Here is a 19,637-nt window from a genome sequence, read left to right as displayed (position 1 = left end):
CTCCTCAGGCCAGCCGTGTCAGGGCGGCGTCCTCGGCGCGGACGCGGGTGGCGAGCAGGAGCCCGTTGAGCGCGGTGAAGACGACCGTCGTGATCCAGGCCGAGTGGACGAGCGGAAGCGCGAGCCCTTCGGCGGCGACGGCGACGTAGTTCGGGTGCGGGATCCAGCGGTAGGGTCCGCCGGTCACTCGCGCGGCGCCGGGTACGACGATCACCCGGGTGTTCCACTGCCGGCCCAGCGTGGCGATGCACCACCAGCGCAGCCCCTGCGCGAGCGCGACGAGGGCGAGCATCGACCAGGCCAGGACCGGTACGACGTCCGGCCGGCGCAGCCACACCTCCGCGAGCGCGCCGACGAGCAGGCCGGTGTGCAGCACCACCATGAACGGATAGTGCCCCCGCCCGGACTCCACGCCGCCCCGCGCGAGGCTCCAGGCGGCGTTGCTCCGGGAGACGGCCAGCTCGGCGACCCGCTCCAGACCGACGGCCAGCACCAGGAGGGTGAACCAGGCCTCGCCGCTCACAGTCCACCACCCGGGGCGCGCAGGAGTACGAGTTCGGAGCAGAAACCCGGGCCCATGGCGAGCATGAGCCCGTAGGAGCCGGGCGGGGGCGGTCGGTCGGCGAGCGTGTCCGCCAGGACATGCAGCACCGAGGCGGAGGACAGATTGCCGATCCGGCGCAGCGACTCCCACGTGACGCTCAGCGCGTCCCGCTCGACGCCGAGGGCGTCCTGCAACGCCTCGAGGACCTTGGGGCCGCCGGGGTGCGCGACGTACCAGTCGAGGTCACGGCCCGTCAGCCCGTGATCGGCGAGGAAGCCGCGGACGTCGTCGCCGACGTGCCGGCGCACCAGGTCGGGGACGGCGGAGTCGAGGACGACTCTGAACCCGCCGGAGCCGACGTCCCAGCCCATCATGCGTTCCGAGTCGGGGTAGAGGCGGCTGCGCGAGGCGAGTACTTCGGGAGCGGCTGGGTCGTCGGTCTGTGCCAGAGGGTGCTCGCGCCCGACGGCGACCACGGCGGCGGCGCCGTCCCCGAACAGGCCGCTCGCCACGGCGTTGGCGACCGAGGTGTCGTCGCGCTGGAGCGTGAGGGAGCACAACTCGACGGACATCAGCACCGCGACGGCGTCGGGGCGCCCGCGCAGCAGGTCGTTGAGGCGGGCGATGCCGGCCGCGCCGGCGACGCAGCCGAGGCCGACGAGGGGCAGGCGCACCACGTCGGGGCGCAGTCCGATCTCCGCCGCGACGCGGGCCTCCAGGGAGGGCACGGCGAGGCCGGTCACCGTGCAGGAGACGATGTAGTCGACGTCGGCCGGTGTGAGGTCGACGCTCTTGAGCGCGTCGACGACCGCCCGGCCGCCGAGTTCGACGCCGGCCCGGATGAAGACGTCGTTCGACTGGCCGAAGTCCTCGATCCGGCCGTACTCCTCCAGCGGCAGCACGGTGTGCCGGGTCTCGACACACACGTTGCGGTGGAGCCGCTCTACGACGCCGCGATCGACCGTGTTCCCGACCAGCGTGGTGGTGAAGGACTCGGTGATCTCCTGCTGCCGGTGGCAGTGCTCGGGCAGGGTGCCGCGGACGCTGAGGACGCGCATGGTCATGCTGGCTCCTGGGACGGGACGGTGGGGCGCGGGGAGCACCCGGCCGAGGCCGAGCGCGAGCTCGACCGTGACGGTGAGCGCAGGGGCTGGGGCGGGACTGCCGGGGCGGTCGTGGCGCGGGGCGGGCCGGCGCCGGACGGAGCGGTGTCTGCCGGTGCCATCAGGCGACCGTCAGCAGCACGACGTCGAGCAGGGCGATGGTCACCGCGGCACGGAAGGGGGTGCGCCCGCGGCCGAACCAGGTGAGCCCCGCGAGGACGGTGACCAGTGCCAGGGCCGTCCATGCCCACGCCGGAGGGGGTCCGGCGGGACCGGTCACGGCGAGCACCGAGGCGACGGTGAGCAGCGCGGCGGCCAGGACGCGCGAGGGGCGTTCGCCGATCCGGTGCGGCAGGCCGCGGATCCCGGTGGCTCCGTCGTCGGCGAGGTCGGGCAGCACGTTGAGCAGATGAGCTCCGACGCCGAGCGCGGCGCCGGCCGCGGTCATCCACCAGGGCGCCCAGTGAGGGGGTGAGGCGGCGAGGGTGACGACCGAGGGCAGCATCCCGAAGCCGCAGGTGTACGGCACCCATGACCAGGGGGTCGCCTTGAGGCCGAAGTTGTAGGCGTGGCCCGCGCCGGTGGCGAGGACGGTGTTGACCAGTGCGCTGCGCCAGCCTGCTAGCGCGGACAGCACGAGGGAGGCGACAGCGGCCACGACGAGGGCGCGTGCCACCCAGCCGGCCGGGAGGGAACCCACGGCCAGCGGCTTGTCGGTGCGGCCCACGGCGCGGTCACGCGAGCGGTCGAGCAGGTCGTTGCCCCAGCCGATCGTGAGCTGGCCGGTGAACACCGCCGCGGTGACGGCGACGGCGGCCGGCGGGTGCAGGCCGCCGCGGAGCGCCAGCAGGCCCGTGCCGGCGGTGACGGCCAGAGCGGGCCCGCCGTGGGCGGCGGCGAGCAGCGCGAGCGCACGCGGTGGTCCGGGGCGCGCGGGGGCCGTGCCGGCAGTCACGGGCATCGCCCCACCGCGTCCGGCGCCCGATTGACCGCATCGCCGAGGGCGCGGGACACCGTACGAGGGTGCAGCACTGTCCTTTCGCTGCGCCCCTCCCCCGCTCTGTTTCCGGTCGCCCAGGACCACGGCCCGTCGTCACCGGTGATCACGTTGCGCATGCAGGATCGGTCCCACGTTGCCCGCCCGCTCACACGGGGTGGTCCGGCATCCGGTGGAACGGACATGCCGGGAAGGAGAGCCGGTGCGGAGTGACGCCGCCCCCGCGCGTGCCTCAGGTCAGCGTTTCGCCGACCCGGTGCAGGTAGCTGAAGTCGTGGTCCCGGCGGGCCCTGCTGAGCGGGCGGATCTCGCGGGTGGCCACGTTCAGCGCGTAGCCGCCCACCGCTCCGAGCACCCAGGTCAGGCCAGGCTGCACCACGCCTCCGGCTGCGGCCGCGAGGGCCAGGGTCACCATGACGGACCGGTCGACCCATGCCATCCGGCTGCTCCTGGCGGCGGCCCGGTAGTCGTCGACGGACTCCTCGATCTCCCGGCGCAACTGGGCCAGGACGTCAGCGGGGTGCTCGTAGTCGCGGCGCAGGTCCCCGAGCATGCGGTGCACAGCCCGCATCAGGCGGTGCCGCTCGTCGGCGTATCGCTCGCGGAAGGCGACGACGTCGGCGGTCGGGGTGCCCGGGACGGGCAGGGGCAGCAGCTTGCCGAGCTCCAGTTCCCAGGCGGGCAGCCGGTCCTCGCCGGCGGGACGCAGGGCCCACGCGTGCGCGTCCACGCGGTCGGTACAGGGGATGTACGAGACCCGACGGCCGGCGGCGATCTCGCGGGCCAGGGTGCCGATGACCAGTTGCTGGACTTCCTGCGGGACGACGAGGCTCCAGTAGTCCCCCTGGAACGGCCGGGCCAGGCGGAGTGAGAGGAGTTCCCGCTCCAGCCAGAGGCTCATCTTCGAACCGTAGAGGTACGCGTCCGGGAAGGACAGCTGGTGGCGGTTCGGGGGGACGGCCATCCTGCGCAGCTCCTGCAACAGAACGCGGGAAGCCTGGCCGCGGTCCCGGCGCCACTCAGGATCGTCCAGCTCCTCCATATCGCCCAGCTCGAAGGTGACGGGCGTGTACAGGCGCCGTTCCTGGAGCTCCTGCAGTTCCGCGGGCACGGCGACGTCGTATTCCCGGCGTTCCTGCGGCACGATGGACGCGATGCCGTCCCAGTAGAGCAGCGCCTGGTGCAGGATCTCCGTCGGCGGCTTCACGAGCGGGTAGTACAGCAGGACCGCCACAGAGCCTCCTCATACGCGGACTCACCGCCCGATGGCGGCGCACAGCATCCCGAACATAGCGTGGCTCTCCATGGCGGCGGTGTCGACGGGCTAACTGCGGCGAAGTGCGGCCTCGACGTCGGCGAGTTGGGCGGCGAGGAGCTCCTCGAACGCGGCGCGGCGGTCCGCGCCCAGGGGGCGGACGTCACGGGCGAAGTGGGCCAGGGCGGGGAAGCGTTCCGGGTCGGCGCCGAGTACCGCGACGCGGAACAGCTCCATGCCCTGTTCGTGCTCCTCGGGGGTGATGGTGCTGACCCCGGCCTCGGAGGCGATCAAGGCGGCGATGAGGACCGCGAGCCGGTGGTAGCGCGCCGGGATCTCCTCGTCGGGCAGCCCCGACGCGCGCAGGGCCTGCAGCACCTCTTCCATGACCAGCCGGGAACCGGCGCCGCCTGACGCGTAGCGTCCCCAGACCGCGGCGAGCTGGGGCTGCCGGCCGAAGGCCTCCCGCACGCGCAGGGCCAGGGCGGTGATGCGCTGCTTCCAGTCGCCCTCGGGACGGTAACCGTCCATGGCAGCCATCAGGATCCGGTCGGCGACCGCCCGCAGCAGTTCCGTCTTGCTGCGGAAGTGCCGGTAGAGGCTGGAGGAGTCGGTCCCGAGCACCGCGGCGAGCTTGCGCACGCTGAACGACTCGGCGTCGCTCGTGCGCAGCAGTTCCGCCGCCGCGTCCAGGATCTCCTCGGTCGACCAGCGCCTTCGGCCTGCCATCTCACCCTCTTTCGTCGAGACTCAGCCTAACTTATGCACTCACTGTTGCACGCACCGCGTGCATAATGGGGGCATGGGCGCCTGCGCCTGCCGAGCGACCCGGGAATGAGAGGACGCACGTCATGAGGAACCCACTGGACCCCGCGAAGCTGAACGCCGCCATGGAAAACGTCCACCGTGCCGGCATGCCGGGCCTGTTCGCCGAGGTGCGCGACGGCGACGAGGTCTGGCGCGGTGCCGCCGGGGTCGCCGATGTCGCCACCGGTCGCCCCGTCACCGCCGACATGCGGCACCGCGTCGGCAGCATCACCAAGACCTTCACCACCGCAGCGGTGCTGCAGCAGGCCGAGAGCGGTCGGATCGGTCTCGACGAGCCGATCGGCCGGTACCTTCCGAGGCTGGTTCCCGGAGAGCGCGGTGAGGCGATCACGATCCGGATGCTGATCAACCACACCAGCGGCCTCGCCGAGTACCTCCCTTACGCCTATCCCTCCCTCAAGGCGTTCCCCGCCCTCGCGGACACCGGGCCCGAGAGCATGGACGACAACCGGTTCACGCGGTTCCACTCCACCGAACTGATCGAGATGGGGGTCACCGCACCTGCAGTCGGGGCGCCGGGCGGCACTCCGGGGGTGTACTCCAACACCAACTACCTGCTCCTCGGCGAACTCCTGGAACACGTGACCGGCACGACGGCCGAGCGGTACATCACCCGGAACGTCATCGAGCGCGCCGGGCTCCGGGACACCGAGCTCCCCGCCGAACCGTACGTCGAGGGACCGCACTCGCGGATCTACGAGGCGTGGTTCGGCATGATCGACCCGCCGCGCGACTACAGCGTCTTCGACATGTCATGGGTGGGGCCGGCCGGCGCGCTGATATCGACTGTCGCGGACCTCAACCGCTTCTTCCGCATGCTGCTGGCCGGCGAGATCGTCAGCCCGTCGTCGCTGGAGCAGATGCAGCGCACCGTCCCGGTCGTCTCCCAAGAGGGAAAGACGATCGACTACGGGCTCGGCCTGCACCCGATGGAGGCTCCCGGCCAGGGCACCTTCTGGGGTCATGGCGGCACGGTGTGGGGTGCTGGAACGCTGGCCATGATCCGAGCCGACGGCAAGCGGCAGATGTCCGTCGCGGTGAACCTGCAGCGGTGGAACAGGCTCGACTCCTCCGGCAGGCCTCAGCCCCATCCCATCGACGACGCACTCGCGGCTCTCCACCGCGTGGCGATGTACGGCTGACCGCGAAAACGGGGCGAGGGGCAACGCGTCCGTGCGTTCCCCTCGCACAGGTCCGTTCAGCCGTCCTTGCGCCGGTCGAACCACACCGTCGCCACCGTCGGCAGCAGACCGGCCCAGAACAGTACCTGCGGGACCGTGCGGCCCGTCCACGGGATCTGGGTGATCAGCAGGGCGCAGGCCATGGCCCAGGCCGCCTGGGCCAGGACGACACGGGGCCAGGTGCGGCGACGGAGCAGCGAGCGCCGATTGCCCCGGACACCTGCGCGCAGCCGCCGGTACCTCAGCAGGGCGCCCAAGGTCCAGATCACGGCCATGGGGACGAGGTCCCAGAGCCGCCGGCCCAGCGGCAGCGGCAGTTCCCGCTGGGTCTGGCCCTCCGTCGCGAACAGGTCGATGCCCACGCCGGCGAGTGCGAGGCAGAGCAGGGCCAGCCAGCGGATGCCGCGCAGCAGACGGTAGGAGGCGTCGTCCAGGCCGCTGCGCATCGGCGCGGAGTCGGGGCGGCGGCCAGCGCGTCGGCGTACAGGGTGGCGGCCTGCGCCGCGTTGACGCCGGGAGCGGTCGCCGCCTTCTTCGTCCGCCGGGCCAGGGCCTGCTCGTGCTGCGGGTCGAGCCGCAGGATGGCCTCGTCGAGCTGATCGGCGACGGTCCGGTTGCCCGCCATGTCGGCGATCAGCCATGCCACCTCGTAGGCGAACACCGCCTCGGGGCCCAGCCGGATGGCCTCCTGGGCCAGTTCGCCGGCCTCCCGCAGGGCGGCGTCCTGGTCCTGACGCCGGACCTGGCCGCCGTTGGCCTGTCCGGAGCGGATCGCCCTGATGCGCCAGAGCCAGTTTGCGAGCAGCGCGTAGCCGTACCAGTGGTCGGGGGCGAGGCGGATCACCTCGCGCAGTACGCCCTCGGTCTCCAGGAAGCGGCCCGTGGCGCGCAGGGCGTGCGCGTGCATGACGAGCGCTCCGGTGTCCTCGGAGTCCAGCGCCAGCGCCCGCTCGGTCGCCTCCAGGGCCTTGGGCCCGTCCTTCTCGTCCCCGAGCACCTCACTTCTGGGGGTCCTCGGCGTAGCGGGTGGCGATCGCGGCGGCGCGGTTGCGCAGGGAGGTGCGCAACGACCGCGGGGTGAGGGCTTCCGCGTCCATGCCGAGCTGCCACAGCGCCCATTCGGCGTGTCGTGAGTCCTGGAAGGTCACCTCCAGCCGCAGCCACCCGTGTGCGTCGGGTTCCTCCGCGCGGACGGCCAGCGCGGTGTCCAGCAGGTCCTCCCGCCGCGCCGGGTCCACCCGTACGAGCACGGTGATGTGGTCGCTGTCGGAGAGAAACCGCGCGGAGCGTTCCCGCCAGATCCGGTCCAGATCGACTTGGTTCGGTCGCTGTGCCGTTTCGGGGAGTTCCTCGGCGGCCAGCACCCGCGACAGCCGGTAAGTGCGGTCCGCGCCGGATCTCGTGGCCAGCAGGTAGACCCGGTCGCGCACGGTGACCAGGCCGATCGGGTCCACCGTGCGCCACTGTGGTGTCCGGCCCGTGGCCGCGTAGTGGATACGCAGCTTGTGGCCGGCGAGCACCGCGCGCCGGACCTCGATCATGGTGGCGTCGGGTACCTCCTCGGTGGCCGGCCGACGTGCGAGCAGGTCGGTCTCCGGCTCGACGAGAAAACGCCGGGCCGCGTCGCTCGCGGTGGCCCGGTGGCCTTCGGGCAGCGCGTCGACCACCTTCCGCATGGCCGAAGCGAGCGCCGAGCCGAGGCCGAACACCAGCTCGCCGCGCCCCGATCCGGCGGTCAGCAAGGCAAGGGCCTCGTCGTGGTTCAGACCGGTGAGCTCGGTGCGGAAACCGGGCGACAAGGCGAAACCGCCGTGCCGGCCGCGCTCGGCGTAGACCGGGACGCCGGCGGCGGACAGCGCCTCGATGTCGCGCAGCACGGTGCGGGTGGACACCTCCAGCTCGCGGGCCAGCGTGTCCGCAGTCAGCCGACCGCGCTGACGCAGCAGCAGCACCAGCGAGACCAACCGGTCGGCACGCATGCGAAAACTCTATCGGAATACATGACTATGGGTGTCGTGATTCGCTGCGAGGCTCGTCGACACGACGGCGACGCCGGCGGCTGCCGAGCCGATGGCCGTACGTACTCCCGATGATTCGAACGGAGCTGACGTGGCAGTGGAACGAACAGCGGTCAACCCGGTGACCTGGTCGGTGGAGTTGGGATTCAACCAGGGTGAGGTCGTCTCCGGGCACACCCGGACCCTGTACATCTCGGGGCAGACCGCGATGAGCAACGAGGGCAAACCCCAGCACGACGGTGACATGGCGGCGCAGTTGGCGCTGAGCATCGACAACCTGGAGGCCGTGCTCGGCGAGGCCGGCATGTCCCTCGCGGACGTCGTCCGGCTCAACGTCTACACGACCGACGTCGATCTGCTGTTCCAGCACTACGGCGTGCTGGCGGGGCGGTTGGGCGCGGCCGGGGTGGCGCCGACCACCACGATGCTCGGTGTGACGCGGCTGGCGATCCCCGGCCAGCTGGTCGAGCTGGAGGGAACCGCCGTCGCGTGATGCGACCTCGCCGCCTCTGCGACAGCAGGGGCGGCTTGGGCAGGGTTGGTGGTCGGGGCGAGGAGCACACCTCGACCAGTCCGTAGATCGTTTGCGGAACACGTCTAGTCTGTCAGCCATGGCCGGTGGCGATTTTCGGCCTGCCAGGTGACGAAATCAGTCACGTGGGCCGAGGTGAACACCGAGAAACAGGGCCGGAACACAGACACGAGTCCCGATCCCACGGCTCGACGAGCCGCTGCCCTGCCGACATCCCTGTCAGGAGGACCGTTGCACCACGATGAACGGGCAGACCGGCCCGGTAGCCACGGCGAGCACCAGATGCAACACGAGTTGGGCACGGTCGGCCGCGCCGACCGGTTCTACGACGAGCAGGTTCTGGACCGGCTCAACGCGCGTATGAAGGAGTTCGTGGCCCGCCAGGAGATGTTCTTCCTCGCGACCGCGGACCGTCACGGCGAGTGCGACAGCACCTTCCGGGCCGGCCCACCGGGATTTCTCCGGGTACTCGACTACGCGACTCTGGCCTACCCGGAGTACCGCGGGAACGGCGTCATGGCCTCGCTCGGCAACATCCGGGAGAACCCGCACGTCGGCATGCTGATGATCGACTTTTCCCGGGACCGCATCGGCCTCCATGTCAACGGCCGCGCACAGCTGGTCACCGATGGCACCATGCGCCAGAGGATTCCGGACCTACCGGTCGATCCAGTACCCGGCCGTCGCCCGCACCTGTGGGTGGAGGTCGAGGTCGAAGAGGCGTACATCCACTGCTCGAAGCACATACCGAGGCTGGTCAGAGCACCGCTCCGGCAGAACACCAACAGTGCGGACCGTTCCGCTGCCGACGACGAGCGGGCCTGGGGCACCGACGACGCCAAGCGCAAGGGTGGCGACTACTTCGGAGCGGCGGCCCAGGAGCGCGGACTGGCTCCCCGCTGAAGGCCGGCCGCGCATCCCGGCACATCCAACCGCACCGGCGCGGTTCAGCCAGGCAGGAGGAATCAACCACCGTCATCGCGGAAATGCTCGGCGTCGGGCTTACGGCATCGCCCGCACGGCAGCCCCGGCGGAGGCGACGTCCAGGACGATGACGACCTCCTCCCCCTCCCAGCGGCCACGCTCCGAGACTGCCAGGCCGATCAACGCCAGCTCCGCGGCCTGGTCCCGCAGTGCGTACTCTTCACGGCTCTCCTCACCCGGCCCAGCCGAATCGTCACGCTCCCAAGCCGCAACCGCGGCCTCGGCCACAGTCCTGGGCAACCGCACGGTGACCCGGCCGGCCTGGGCCTGGATGCACTCCCCGATCGCTGCGAGCACCTTCGCGTCTTCTCGGTACCTCACGTACTGCTCCCGGTCGTCCACACTGCGAGGCTACTCAGCCTGATGGCCCGGGATGGGGGTTCCTGAGCACCAGTTCGAGGCTTGAGTGGCTCATCGGCCCTTCCCGGTGAACCAGTCGATCGCGCCGTGGGCGTCGACCTCGGGCATCTCGCCCATGACGGTCTCGGCGCTGCGGGGGAACATGGCCTGCTCGTACTCGGTGAGTGCCGTCTCGATGTCGTCGGGGTGGGCGGCGAGGGCCTCACCGAGTTCGGCGCCGTCGAGCATGGCCAGGTTGGCGCCCTCGCCGTTGGGAGCCGCGAGGTGGGCGGCGTCGCCGAGCAGGGTCACTCCCGGCACCCTGTCCCACCGGTGCCCGGCCGGCAGCGCGTGCAGGGGGCGCAGCACCGGCGCGACGTCGCTGTCGGTGATCAGCGCGGTGAGCTCCGGCGCCCAGCCGTCGAATTCCTGGGCGATCCGCGCGGTGGCCGTGGCGGCATCGGTGAAGTCGATGGCGGCGAACCAGTCCTGCGGTTCGGACACGCCCACGTAGGCGTGCAGAGTGTCGTTCTTTTCCCGGTGAGCGAAGATCTCCCTGCCCGGCGAAGGAGCGATCAGCATCCCGCCGCCGACGGCTTTCGCGGCGGCCGGGTGTCGTGTGCCGGCGTCGAACAGGTAGGTCTCGACGACCGATTTGCCGATGTACTCGGGGGTGGCGGCGGACAGCAGCGGCCGGACCCGTGACCACGCGCCGTCCGCGCCGACCAACAGGCTGGTGACGACGGGGCCGCCGTCGGCGAAGGTGACCTCGTGGCGTCCCCCGCCGAGGGCACGGACGCGGCTGACCTTGTGCCCCCACCGCACGGTGCCGGCCGGGAGTGAGTCGAGCAGCAGCTGTCGCAGGTCGCCGCGCTGCACCTCGGGGCGTCCGCCCATGCCGTCGTCGGGTTGGTCGAGCAGGACGGTCCCGTCCCGGTCGAGGATCCGCAGCGCCTGGCGGCCCTCCAGAACGATGGCGTGGAACTCGTCCATCAGTCCGGCCGCCTTGAGTGCGAGTTGCCCGTTGTAGTCGTGGATGTCGAGCAGTCCGCCCTGCGCGCGTGCCGAGGGGGAGGACTCCGCCTCGTGGACGGTGACCGGGATTCCGTGCACATGCAGGACGCGGGCCAGCGTGAGTCCGCCGAGTCCGGCGCCGATGATCGTGACTGGGGTGTGCATGGTGGCTCCTTCGGGATCGGGCCGCCCGGTGAGTTCCGGTCGGCCGTCTCTCGAAAGGTGCCAGCCCTCACCGACGGGCCACCGACAGCGACCGACAGTGCTCCGACGTCGCACCGACACCGCAGGTCAGCTGACTCGGCGTTTCAGCGGGTACGCCCGCGGCGGCGGACGGCGAGGACGACGGCGCCCAGCAGAGCGGCCCCGGCTGCGGTGGCGATGAGCGTGCGGCCCGTGCCCGTGGCGGTCAGGGTGTCGCCGGACGGTGCCGCCGCGGTCGGGGTGGACGGCTTGCCGAAGGCGAAGGTGATGCTGTCGTTGGAGGCGTCCGGGTCGTGAAGGGGGATGCCGGCCGGGCCGGGACGCACCGTCGCCCTGCCCTTGGCGCCGTCGTAGCCCTTGGCCCGCTTCACCCACAGTTCGAACAGCTGGCCCTTGCCGGCGGCGACACCGAACGGCACGCTGCACACGTAGTGCCGGTGGCCTGCCTCGAAAGGTGCTGTCGTGGTGCTGCCGACGCGGAGAAGGCAGGGGCCGTACGGGCTGTCCTCCTCCTCCATGTGCGCGGTGCCGCCGGCGACCACACCTTTGGGCAGGACGACGTCGACCACGGCGACGGACTTGTCGTCGATCCCGTACGCGGAGGCCGGTCCGTGGTTCACGGCGTTGATGTCCAGGAGCCATTCGCCCGCCCTGCGGCTCGGCTTTGTCACGGCTTCGGCCGCGAGGTCCGCGGAGTTGTCGGCCGCGACGGTGAACCGGCCCTCGGCACCGTGCTCGAATCCGCCTCCCGTTCCGGACGCCCGTACCAGGGTGAGCGCCGGCCCGGTGCCCCGGTGGCTGCCGCCGCCGGGTTGTTCGAGCGGCTTCAGCAGCCTGGCCGAGTAGTCGGTCACGGCGGTCAGGACGCGCTTGCCGACCGTGGCGGTCAGGGGGCTGCTCAGCTCCACGGTGCCCTCCGCGGGCACGGAGTCCGAGGAAACCGGGAAGACGCACGTGACGGATGTCCGGCCGCCGGGCTCCCGGGGGTCATCGCCTTCGCCGTAGGCGCAGTTGGAGAACTTGCGGTCGAAGACCAGACTGCCCTCCGATTCCCAACGCAGCATGATGCGCCGGTCGGTGGCCAGATCCCCGGTGTTGCGCAGCCGGAGCGGCACATCGATACGGGAACCGACCCTGGCGTGCGTCACGTCGGACACCCTGCCGACGTCCAGTTTCGGGGTGCCCACGACCACCTCCGCCTTCGCGGTGGCGCCGGTGGCGCGGTCGGCGGTGAGGGTGTACGCGATCGTGCCGCTGACGCCGGGTCTGGCGCCCGCGTCCGTACGCAGGGTGAAGTCGACCGAACGGCTCTGCGAGGCGCCCTTGTTGACGCAGGTGAAGACTCGCCCGTCTGCTGTGCACCGCGGGTCGTCGACCGTGACGCTCGCGATGCCCGCCAGGTCACGCGCATCGATGACGAGCGAGTCGTTCGTGGGTACGGGGACCTGTGCCCCGCCGTCCCAGAACATCCAGCCCACGGCGGCCGACTGGGCCCCCGGTCCCACGTTGACTTGTTTCTCGGCGCTGATCGTCGCGTACGCCTGAGTCGGCAGGGGGGACGGTGTTGCAGAGGGGTCGTCGCCTACGGCGGCTGCACCGGGTGCGCTGGGCGCCAGGGCGAGCACCGAGGCAGCCAGTACTGCCCCGAACACCGTGCGCTGAGGGTTCATACACGTTTGATGCGCGAGGTGTCGTGAAAGTTGCGCCCCGGGCCGTGCAGCTCGATGCGGCGGTGTGTGCCGTATCACGCGACTCAAGGCGCCTAAGTTGCGTCCATCACAGCGGAAATGTCCATTTAGCGTCCATGCTCGAAACGGACATCGGCGCCCGAAGTAGAGCCCATCGACACCCTCTGGGCGCGAAGCTCCGAAGTGACCCAAGACACAGCACTAGCGACGTTCCCCTGTCACCCCCTGTTCCCCCTTGGAAGGTGCCCCAATATGGCCGCTTACCTCTGCCCTCCTACCGTGATACACGGCAAGCACGCCGTAACGACCAGCCAGATCGTGGCAGAGGTGAGCGACCGGCACCCGCACGCGGCGTGGGCGCCGCGGATCGACGGCATCGCTGCCAGTACGGGCATCGAGACCCGCGGCTGGATGCTGCCGCTGGAGACCGCCGTCGCGCCCGGCAACGGCAGCGGCCTGCGGGCTGTCGGCATCGAGTCGGCCCAACAGGCGCTGGCACGCGACGGGTTCACCCAGCAGGACGTGGAGCGCGTGATCGCCGCCCTCGAGACCATACCCGCGCCGCAGACCGTCCAGGAGCGCACCGCTCCGGCCTGGGAGGCCGTGCAGTCCTACGGGGAGCACGCGGCGCGCGGGGCCCTGCAGAGCGCCGGGCTGGACGCCGCGGACATCGACTGCGTGATCACCAGCAACTCCACCACCCCGGCGCTGCCGGGTCTGGACATCGCCCTGGCCAACAAGCTTCCGCTCCGCAGCGACGTGATGTTGCTGCCGGCGACGCAGTGGGCCTGCATCGCGGGCACCCGTTCCCTGGCGCTCGCGGCGAATCTCGTGGCCGCGGACCCCGACCGGGTGGTCCTGATCGTCATCGCGGAGGCGCTGAGCACGACCTACCAGCCCGCGGACGACACCCTCGAGTCGCTGATCGTCCGGCTGCTGTTCGCGGACACCGCGGTCGCCGCTGTGGTCACGGGCCGCCCGAGGCCCGAGTCGGTGCTGCGGCTGGACGCCGCCTGGCACCACACCCTGCCCGGCACCCAGGACCTGCACCGCCTGGAGACACGGGCGGACGGCACCCACTTCGTGATGGACCGGCGCGGACCGCGCGCCGTACAGGAGACGGTCACCGCGATGTGGGACTGGCTGCGCGTCCGCTACCAGGACGAGCCCGGCTCCTGGCACCCCGACGTCCTGCTCGCGCACCCCGGCGGGACCCGGGTGCTGGAGTACATGGAGCAGACGATGCCCGACGCCTGGCCGTCCGGGCTGCTGGACTACAGCCGGGACAGCTACACCAGCGGCAACCGCGGAGGCGCCGCCGTGTTCGACATCCTGCGGCGGGCGCATGACGCGGGGCGGCTGAAGCCCGGCGACCGCGCCGTGCTGTACGCGGCGGCACCGGGTCTCACCGCCACCGCCCTGGAAGGGGAGTGGCTGTAGCGACCTCCGCCCAGACCACCTTCCCGGTGTCCGTCCACCGCACCCCCCAGCGGGTGGTGAGCCTGTGCACGATGCCCAGGCCGCGACCGCCGTCGTCGAGCGGGCCGCCCCGCCTCAGACGCGGTCTGCCGTTGCCGGTGTCGCCCACCTCGCACACCAGGCCGTGACCGGTCCTGATCAGCCGTATCGTGAGGGGTCCGGTGGCGAAGCGCACCGCGTTCGTGACCAGCTCGCTGACCAGCAGCACCGCGCTGTCCCGGGTGTCGTCCCTGGTGCGCCATTGCCTCAGCAGCGCGGAGACCTGCGCGCGGGCACGGGCGGGGGCGTCGTAGCGGGCGGGCAGCCGCCAGGTCGCGGTGTCCCCCTTGCGGTAGCCGATCATCCGCGCGAGCAGCAGGGTCACGTCGTCGCGCTGGCGCGCGGGCGCCAGCGCGGATACGACGTGCCGTGCGGCCTGCTGCAGGGCGTCCCAGGGGTGCACCGTGGACACGGCGTCCGCCAGCCTGCCGATGCCCTCGTCGATCGACACGGCCGGATCCTCCACCAGGCCGTCGGTGTAGAGGGCGAGCAGGGATCCCGGGGGCGTGTCGAACGTGTACACGTCGAACGGCTCCCGCAACGCGAACTCCGCGCCCAGACCGGGGTGGGGTTGGACCGGGAGCGGGCCCGGGTGCCCGTCCGGAGAGACCAGGACCGGCGGGGGGTGGCCGGCGCTGGACAGCGTCACGTGGTGGCTGACCGGGTCGTAGAGGGCGATGCAGCACGTCGAACCCAGGGCGCTGTAGCCGGCCGCCAGCCCGGACTCCGCGTCGTCCAGCAGCGTCACGGTCTCGTCCAGGTGCTCCAGCACCTCGTCGGGCGCGAGTCCCGCGGACAGCAGCGCGCGGGCCTCCATGCTCAGCTGGCCCATGGTTGCCGCGGCTCCCAGGCCGTGCCCGACGACGTCACCGACCACCAGCGCGGTACGGCCGTCAGGCAGCGGAAAGCTGTTCACCCAGTCTCCGCCGACGCCCGCGCTGTCGGGGGTGGCGGGCTGGTAGACGCTGGCGATCTGGATCGTGTCGCCACCGGTCCGGGGCAGGAGGCGACGCTGCAACGCCAGCACCTGCGTGTGCTCGCGCTGGTGCTGACGCGCCAGGTCGACGTGATGGGCGGTCCTGGCCACCAGTTCCTGCAGGTCGAACAGCTCGTTGTCGCGGAAGGGGCAGTCCGCCCGCCGCCAGACCTCCGCCACGCCCAGGACGACGGGCGGCGCGCCGTCCAGGACCAGGGGTATGCACGCCACACCCGCCGCCCGTTCGCCGGGCACCAGGGCACGTACCACTCGTGGACTGGCGAATACCCGCTCGACCGCCTCCCGGTCGGGTATGACGATGGTCTGCGGAGCATCGTCCCGCAGTACCGCCTGCGCCAGCAGGCGACTCGCGTCGCCCGGAAGATCGTCGCCCGGAGTCACGTAGCCCTCGGGCCACGCCCGGTCCGGCACCAGGGCCGCCCGCCGCAGTCGGATGGGCCCCTTCGCCCGCGGGGTGACCCCCTCACCCGTCCATACGGCGAAGTCGAGGTCGACGGCGGCCACGTCTCCCCAGGCCAACAGCGACTCCGCCAGCGACTGCGCGGTCTCGCCGATGTCCAGCGAGGTGCCGATCGCGGTCTCGGCGGCGTAAAGATGCAGCCTCCTCGCCATGGCGATCAGGGAGACGGTCAGGCCCTCCTCAAGTGCGGCGGCGGGCAGGATGCTCATCGAGACCACCAGCTCCGACCCGTCGCCGCGCCGCAGGCGCTGGATTCGGGCGACGTGCGCCTCACCGGTCTCCACGACCTGCCGCAGCCGCCGTGTGACCGTCGGTACGTCCCCGGGGGGCAGGAGATCGACGAACGGCCTCCCGACCACGGCGTCCAGACCCGTGAACACGGGGGCGTCCAGGTTGCAGCGGGTGATGATCAGATCCCTGTCCAGGCCGACCGCGCCGAGGATCTGCTCCTGGCGGCCGGCTGCCGGGGTGTCGGGTACGCGCCGGGGCGTGGTGCGGTCGCCCTCCGTGTCGGCGAGAGCGGCGGCCGCTGCCGCTCCCCCGCGCGGGATGTAGCGCTCCAAGGCGCTGCTGACCAGGTCGAACGCCGAAGAGGACGAAGGGGAGGGTGTGGAGTCCATGCGGCTCTCTCAGCAATCCCCGGGACGGCACCGGGGCAGTACTCGGACCCGTGCGGCGGGGCCCGGAGATCCCTGACCGCACACCTCATTGAATAACACCCAGGGCCGCTTCGCCCACACCAGCGAATCGCACGGTGAACACGGACAGTGAGGGAATGCTGTGGCAGGTGGGAGCATGGAGGGCTCCTCCTCAGGCCGGAACGTCCCCGGGGTCATGGGGGCCGAACAGCAGGTGCGTTGCCCGGAAGGCACCGGTGGGCGTGCCGGTCGCGGAGAGCGGCACCTGCGTGACGGACGACGGCTGTTCCCGCTCAGTTCCGAGCAGGTCCGTTGGGGCCGGAGACGGCCCCGAGCTGGGCCAGGCCGTCGAGGATGTCGGTGCACGTCCAGTACTCCACGAACCTGCCGTCGGCGACACGCAGGATGTCGTGGCCGCTGAAGGAGATCTTCGTGCCGACGGGGGCGGTGGCCTGCGGGATGCCGCCGGTGTAGGTGGCGCGCATGGTCCAGCGCGCGGCGATCAGGTCGCCGTCGACGATCGGTCCGAGGTCGACGGTGATGGTGATGTCACCGAAGGCGGCCATGGTCTGCTCGATCTCGGGCACCAGCCGCGCAGGGCCGGTGACCGCCTCGGAGTCGCTGCCGTCGGGGCGCGCCTGGTGGACGAGGAAGCCGGGAGCGAGGATGTCCTCGGCCTGACGGAGATCACCTCGCCACATCCGGCTCCAACGGTCGTAGAGGGCGCGCAGGTTCGCGGGGTTGTGCGCGGTCGTGGGTTCTGGCTGTGTTGTCATGATAGAAAGATGCTGCATCACACGGTATCTGCGCAACACAGATATTGACGAGTAAGAAGCCAGAGGTGACGTCATGTCAGACCGGTCCACCCGCGCGTCGGCGATCGCGGCGGTCACCGCGGCGGCCCGGCGCCACCACGCCGCCTACACCCTGTTCAACCAAGCCATGGCCGAACGGCTCGGCCTGCATCCCACCGACCTGCAGTGCGTGAGCCTGCTCGGCCTGGAGCCCGGCCCGCACACCACCGGCGAGATCGCGAAACTGACCGGGCTGACCTCCGGGGCGGCCACCCGCCTGGTGGACCGGCTCGAGAAGGCCGGCCTCGTGGAACGCCGGCCCGACCCACACGACCGGCGCAAGACGCTCGTCCGCCTCACCACCGCGCGCACTTCAGACCTCGAGGCCGCCTGGGACACGCCCGGCAGGGCCTTCGACCGCGCTCTGGACGACTTCACCGACGCCGAACTCGCAGTGATCGAGCGGTATCTGCGGCGCATCACCGATGTCGGCAGCGAACAGACCGCACGCCTGCGGGAAGACTGAAGGCTGACGGGCCGTCACATGCGGTGCCGGCGATCCCGGAGCGCCTTTGGGCGTGTCCGGCGGATCATGCCGCAGACGCGGGGCCTGGTGCGCCGGACAGACCCTAAGCCGGGCCCAGGTCGGCGTGCACCAGATGGTGGTCCGAGTACGAGGTGGGTCGCACGCCGTGCTCGAGCGGGGCCATGCCTCGCGGGAAGACGTAGTCGAACTTGCTCTGCCAGTCGGTGGTCGGCTCGCAGGTGCCGGCGGGCGAGGGACGGCACCCGGGGTCGGTGTCCGCGGCCAGCTCCCACATGGGGGCGAGTTCGGGAGCATCCGGCACCGCGTTGAAGTCGCCGAGAACGACGGCGCGGTCGTACCGGGCGACTTCTGCGGCGAGTACGCCCACCTGGTCCGCCCGGACTTCCTCTTGACGCCGTTGCGCGAGGTGCGTGTTGAAGACCCGGACGCGCTGGCCGTCGACCGTGGTGGTGACTGCCATGTACCCACGGTCCTCGGATCCGCCGTCGGGGTATTCCACGCTGACGCGGTCGGTCATCGGCGCAGCCGAGAGGACCGCCTGGCCGAAGGCCCCCGGGCTCCACGGCACTCCCCCGCAACGGCTCCAGTCCTGCAGAACCGTGCCGTACTCGACGTGGTAGACGAGCCCGTGAAGGCTCTCCAGGTACTCCCGGATCCTCTCGACGTCGCGCACGCACGCTTCCTGCAGGCCGATGACCTGGGGCGCATACGTCGCGATCTCCGCCGCCCGGCCAGCGTTGCTCACATTGCAGGGGTTGCAGATGTTCCAGGTCATGACCCGGTTCGGTACGGCCTCCCGGACGGCGGTGACAGGCAGCGATCTGCCGGACAGGGCACCGCTTGGCGCACTGGGGCCGACGAGCACCATGCAGGCCACTGTCATGGCGCCCGCGAGCAACCGCATGCCCCTACCGAACACCAACGCCTCCTCAATGCGGGTCCACATGGCATCTGACGTATCCAGGCACGAGGTTATGGGACGGGGGCGCCGGCAACACGTGCTTCTGCCGGTTCTGAAGACGCCTCGCGAGACCGGCGTACGGGCGACGGCGCATCGAGGAGCTCACTACGCAACACGGAACAATAATCGCCAGAAGTTGCTTCCATGGAATGTAAATGGTTTGCTGGACAGCAGCCGATCCACTGCTTGCGTCCTGCCTCCTGCCGGAGTCCAGGACCGCGTCTGCACTGTCCCCGACCGGGAGGCCCTCGATGTCCGGCGCCGACACCCTCAGCGAAAAGATTCCCGTCCGCGTCTACGGCGGCCCGACCACCCTGATCGAGTACGGCGGACTCAGGTTCGTCACCGATCCCACGTTCGACCCGCCCGGCGAGTACCCCATGCCTCTTCCCGGGGACCACAAGCTCGTCAAGACCGACCCGCCGCCCGTCACCGCCGCCGACCTGGGCCGAGTCGACGCCGTCCTGCTCTCCCACGACGAGCACGACGACAACCTCGACAACTCCGGGCGCGCTCTCCTGCCCGAGGTCCCCGTCGTCCTCACCACTGTCAGCGGCGCCGGCCGCCTCGGCGGCAACGCCCGCGGTCTCGCCTTCTGGCAGACCGTCGAACTCCAGCGGCCCGACGGCGGCACCGTGACCGTCACGGGCGTGCCCGCCCGCCACGGCCCCATCGGCTGCGAACCGGTCTCCGGTGACGTCGTCGGCTTCGTACTCACCTCCGACGACCTGCCCTCGGTCTACGTCAGCGGCGACAACGCCGCCCTGGAGCACGTCAAGGAGATCGCCGAGAGGTTCGCTCCCGTCGACACCGCGATCCTCTTCCTCGGCGGCGCCCGCATGGCCTTCGCCTTCGACAACGCCCTGCTCACCCTCGACAGCGCCCAAGGCGCCGACGCCGCTGTGATGCTCGGCGCCCGCCGGGTCGTCCCCGCCCACTTCGACAGCTGGGCCCACTTCAAGGAAGGCCGGCAGGAGATCAACGCCGCCTTCACCGAAGCCGGCCTGGCCGACCGCCTCGACTTCGCCCGATAGC

Annotated in this window: 20 protein-coding genes; 6 read left to right on the top strand and 14 right to left on the bottom strand. The window is 71.1% G+C overall.

What is annotated here, in order from left to right:
• Positions 1–4: 4 nt before the first annotated feature.
• From MQE23_RS41875 to MQE23_RS41855, 5 genes are all read right to left on the bottom strand, one after another.
• Positions 5–523 (bottom strand): isoprenylcysteine carboxylmethyltransferase family protein, encoded by a 519-nt coding sequence (locus tag MQE23_RS41875; RefSeq protein WP_243382031.1) that lies wholly within the window; start codon positions 521–523, stop codon positions 5–7.
• Complete coding sequence (locus MQE23_RS41870) at positions 520–1,608, bottom strand: 3-oxoacyl-[acyl-carrier-protein] synthase III C-terminal domain-containing protein (RefSeq protein ID WP_020275296.1); 1,089 nt, start codon at positions 1,606–1,608, stop codon at positions 520–522. Before MQE23_RS41870 ends, MQE23_RS41875 begins: the two co-directional genes overlap by 4 nt.
• Before the next feature lie 160 nt (positions 1,609–1,768).
• Positions 1,769–2,608, bottom strand: a complete 840-nt coding sequence (locus MQE23_RS41865; protein WP_243382029.1) for a UbiA family prenyltransferase — start codon at positions 2,606–2,608, stop codon at positions 1,769–1,771.
• Positions 2,609–2,876: 268 nt separating this feature from the next.
• A complete protein-coding gene (locus MQE23_RS41860) occupies positions 2,877–3,878 on the bottom strand; it encodes a DUF6236 family protein (protein WP_243382027.1) in 1,002 nt (333 codons plus the stop codon).
• Between the two features lie 90 nt (positions 3,879–3,968).
• Positions 3,969–4,628, bottom strand: coding sequence for a TetR/AcrR family transcriptional regulator (locus tag MQE23_RS41855; protein WP_020275301.1), 660 nt, complete (start codon positions 4,626–4,628; stop codon positions 3,969–3,971).
• Positions 4,629–4,750: 122 nt separating this feature from the next.
• Here MQE23_RS41855 and MQE23_RS41850 point away from each other — a divergent pair, with 122 nt between their 5' ends.
• Positions 4,751–5,869 (top strand): serine hydrolase domain-containing protein, encoded by a 1,119-nt coding sequence (locus MQE23_RS41850; RefSeq protein ID WP_020275302.1) that lies wholly within the window; start codon positions 4,751–4,753, stop codon positions 5,867–5,869.
• 56 nt (positions 5,870–5,925) lie between these two features.
• On the opposite strand, the gene MQE23_RS41845 is transcribed toward MQE23_RS41850, so the two are convergent.
• Genes MQE23_RS41845 through MQE23_RS41835 form a run of 3 tightly spaced genes read right to left on the bottom strand, consistent with a single transcriptional unit; the run spans position 5,926 to position 7,887 of the window.
• On the bottom strand, positions 5,926–6,183 hold the full coding sequence (locus tag MQE23_RS41845) for a hypothetical protein (RefSeq protein WP_020275303.1): 258 nt from the start codon (positions 6,181–6,183) through the stop codon (positions 5,926–5,928).
• Positions 6,174–6,905 (bottom strand): hypothetical protein, encoded by a 732-nt coding sequence (locus tag MQE23_RS41840; RefSeq protein WP_243382025.1) that lies wholly within the window; start codon positions 6,903–6,905, stop codon positions 6,174–6,176. Before MQE23_RS41840 ends, MQE23_RS41845 begins: the two co-directional genes overlap by 10 nt.
• Position 6,906: 1 nt before the next feature.
• Positions 6,907–7,887: a WYL domain-containing protein gene (locus MQE23_RS41835; RefSeq protein WP_243382023.1), complete on the bottom strand. Its 981-nt coding sequence runs from the start codon at positions 7,885–7,887 to the stop codon at positions 6,907–6,909.
• A 136-nt stretch (positions 7,888–8,023) separates the two neighbouring features.
• Between MQE23_RS41835 and MQE23_RS41830 the strand changes: the two genes are divergently transcribed.
• Together MQE23_RS41830 and MQE23_RS41825 are read left to right on the top strand one after the other, a co-directional pair.
• Positions 8,024–8,419 (top strand): RidA family protein, encoded by a 396-nt coding sequence (locus tag MQE23_RS41830; protein WP_020275306.1) that lies wholly within the window; start codon positions 8,024–8,026, stop codon positions 8,417–8,419.
• Between the two features lie 321 nt (positions 8,420–8,740).
• The gene (locus MQE23_RS41825) at positions 8,741–9,361 is read left to right on the top strand and encodes a pyridoxamine 5'-phosphate oxidase family protein (RefSeq protein ID WP_243382021.1); all 621 of its coding nucleotides are present in this window, start codon (positions 8,741–8,743) and stop codon (positions 9,359–9,361) included.
• 99 nt (positions 9,362–9,460) lie between these two features.
• On the opposite strand, the gene MQE23_RS41820 is transcribed toward MQE23_RS41825, so the two are convergent.
• The 3 genes from MQE23_RS41820 to MQE23_RS41810 all read right to left on the bottom strand — a co-directional run bounded on the left by MQE23_RS41820 (position 9,461) and on the right by MQE23_RS41810 (position 12,669).
• On the bottom strand, positions 9,461–9,784 hold the full coding sequence (locus MQE23_RS41820; RefSeq protein ID WP_020275309.1) for a hypothetical protein: 324 nt from the start codon (positions 9,782–9,784) through the stop codon (positions 9,461–9,463).
• A 69-nt stretch (positions 9,785–9,853) separates the two neighbouring features.
• A complete protein-coding gene (locus MQE23_RS41815) occupies positions 9,854–10,960 on the bottom strand; it encodes an NAD(P)/FAD-dependent oxidoreductase (RefSeq protein ID WP_243382019.1) in 1,107 nt (368 codons plus the stop codon).
• Between the two features lie 143 nt (positions 10,961–11,103).
• Positions 11,104–12,669 carry a hypothetical protein gene (locus MQE23_RS41810; RefSeq protein WP_243382016.1) on the bottom strand — a complete coding sequence of 522 codons (1,566 nt, stop codon included), beginning with the start codon at positions 12,667–12,669 and terminating at the stop codon, positions 11,104–11,106.
• 270 nt (positions 12,670–12,939) lie between these two features.
• Here MQE23_RS41810 and MQE23_RS41805 point away from each other — a divergent pair, with 270 nt between their 5' ends.
• Positions 12,940–14,127: a type III polyketide synthase gene (locus MQE23_RS41805; RefSeq protein WP_243382013.1), complete on the top strand. Its 1,188-nt coding sequence runs from the start codon at positions 12,940–12,942 to the stop codon at positions 14,125–14,127.
• Here MQE23_RS41805 and MQE23_RS41800 read toward each other — a convergent pair.
• Both MQE23_RS41800 and MQE23_RS41795 read right to left on the bottom strand, forming a co-directional pair.
• On the bottom strand, positions 14,093–16,282 hold the full coding sequence (locus tag MQE23_RS41800; RefSeq protein ID WP_243382010.1) for a SpoIIE family protein phosphatase: 2,190 nt from the start codon (positions 16,280–16,282) through the stop codon (positions 14,093–14,095). The two genes, MQE23_RS41805 and MQE23_RS41800, sit on opposite strands and share 35 nt — an antisense overlap.
• Before the next feature lie 311 nt (positions 16,283–16,593).
• Positions 16,594–17,076 carry an ester cyclase gene (locus tag MQE23_RS41795; RefSeq protein ID WP_243382007.1) on the bottom strand — a complete coding sequence of 161 codons (483 nt, stop codon included), beginning with the start codon at positions 17,074–17,076 and terminating at the stop codon, positions 16,594–16,596.
• Between the two features lie 73 nt (positions 17,077–17,149).
• On the opposite strand from MQE23_RS41795, the gene MQE23_RS41790 reads away from it, so the two are divergent.
• Positions 17,150–17,620: a MarR family transcriptional regulator gene (locus MQE23_RS41790; protein WP_020275316.1), complete on the top strand. Its 471-nt coding sequence runs from the start codon at positions 17,150–17,152 to the stop codon at positions 17,618–17,620.
• A 103-nt stretch (positions 17,621–17,723) separates the two neighbouring features.
• Here MQE23_RS41790 and MQE23_RS41785 read toward each other — a convergent pair whose 3' ends face one another.
• Positions 17,724–18,587: an endonuclease/exonuclease/phosphatase family protein gene (locus MQE23_RS41785; protein ID WP_243382005.1), complete on the bottom strand. Its 864-nt coding sequence runs from the start codon at positions 18,585–18,587 to the stop codon at positions 17,724–17,726.
• Between the two features lie 266 nt (positions 18,588–18,853).
• Here MQE23_RS41785 and MQE23_RS41780 point away from each other — a divergent pair, with 266 nt between their 5' ends.
• A complete protein-coding gene (locus MQE23_RS41780) occupies positions 18,854–19,636 on the top strand; it encodes an MBL fold metallo-hydrolase (RefSeq protein ID WP_243382002.1) in 783 nt (260 codons plus the stop codon).
• Position 19,637 lies beyond the last annotated feature (1 nt).

This window comes from Streptomyces sp. HP-A2021 (assembly GCF_022807935.1).
Classification (GTDB): Bacteria; Actinomycetota; Actinomycetes; order Streptomycetales; family Streptomycetaceae; genus Streptomyces; species Streptomyces afghaniensis.
The sequence above is the reverse complement of the archived record's forward strand: the minus strand, read 5'-3'. Positions and strand labels throughout refer to the sequence as shown.

What these genes read in the sequence shown, in the direction of transcription:
- MQE23_RS41800 (WP_243382010.1), bottom strand. Translation starts at nt 16,282, where the DNA reads ATGGACTCCACACCCTCCCCTTCGTCCTCTTCGGCGTTCGACCTGGTC.
- MQE23_RS41780 (WP_243382002.1), top strand. Translation starts at nt 18,854, where the DNA reads ATGTCCGGCGCCGACACCCTCAGCGAAAAGATTCCCGTCCGCGTCTAC.
- MQE23_RS41825 (WP_243382021.1), top strand. Translation starts at nt 8,741, where the DNA reads ATGCAACACGAGTTGGGCACGGTCGGCCGCGCCGACCGGTTCTACGAC.
- MQE23_RS41835 (WP_243382023.1), bottom strand. Translation starts at nt 7,887, where the DNA reads ATGCGTGCCGACCGGTTGGTCTCGCTGGTGCTGCTGCTGCGTCAGCGC.
- MQE23_RS41785 (WP_243382005.1), bottom strand. Translation starts at nt 18,587, where the DNA reads ATGTGGACCCGCATTGAGGAGGCGTTGGTGTTCGGTAGGGGCATGCGG.
- MQE23_RS41810 (WP_243382016.1), bottom strand. Translation starts at nt 12,669, where the DNA reads ATGAACCCTCAGCGCACGGTGTTCGGGGCAGTACTGGCTGCCTCGGTG.
- MQE23_RS41805 (WP_243382013.1), top strand. Translation starts at nt 12,940, where the DNA reads ATGGCCGCTTACCTCTGCCCTCCTACCGTGATACACGGCAAGCACGCC.
- MQE23_RS41870 (WP_020275296.1), bottom strand. Translation starts at nt 1,608, where the DNA reads ATGACCATGCGCGTCCTCAGCGTCCGCGGCACCCTGCCCGAGCACTGC.
- MQE23_RS41855 (WP_020275301.1), bottom strand. Translation starts at nt 4,628, where the DNA reads ATGGCAGGCCGAAGGCGCTGGTCGACCGAGGAGATCCTGGACGCGGCG.
- MQE23_RS41815 (WP_243382019.1), bottom strand. Translation starts at nt 10,960, where the DNA reads ATGCACACCCCAGTCACGATCATCGGCGCCGGACTCGGCGGACTCACG.
- MQE23_RS41790 (WP_020275316.1), top strand. Translation starts at nt 17,150, where the DNA reads ATGTCAGACCGGTCCACCCGCGCGTCGGCGATCGCGGCGGTCACCGCG.
- MQE23_RS41795 (WP_243382007.1), bottom strand. Translation starts at nt 17,076, where the DNA reads ATGACAACACAGCCAGAACCCACGACCGCGCACAACCCCGCGAACCTG.
- MQE23_RS41850 (WP_020275302.1), top strand. Translation starts at nt 4,751, where the DNA reads ATGAGGAACCCACTGGACCCCGCGAAGCTGAACGCCGCCATGGAAAAC.
- MQE23_RS41865 (WP_243382029.1), bottom strand. Translation starts at nt 2,608, where the DNA reads ATGCCCGTGACTGCCGGCACGGCCCCCGCGCGCCCCGGACCACCGCGT.
- MQE23_RS41845 (WP_020275303.1), bottom strand. Translation starts at nt 6,183, where the DNA reads ATGGCCGTGATCTGGACCTTGGGCGCCCTGCTGAGGTACCGGCGGCTG.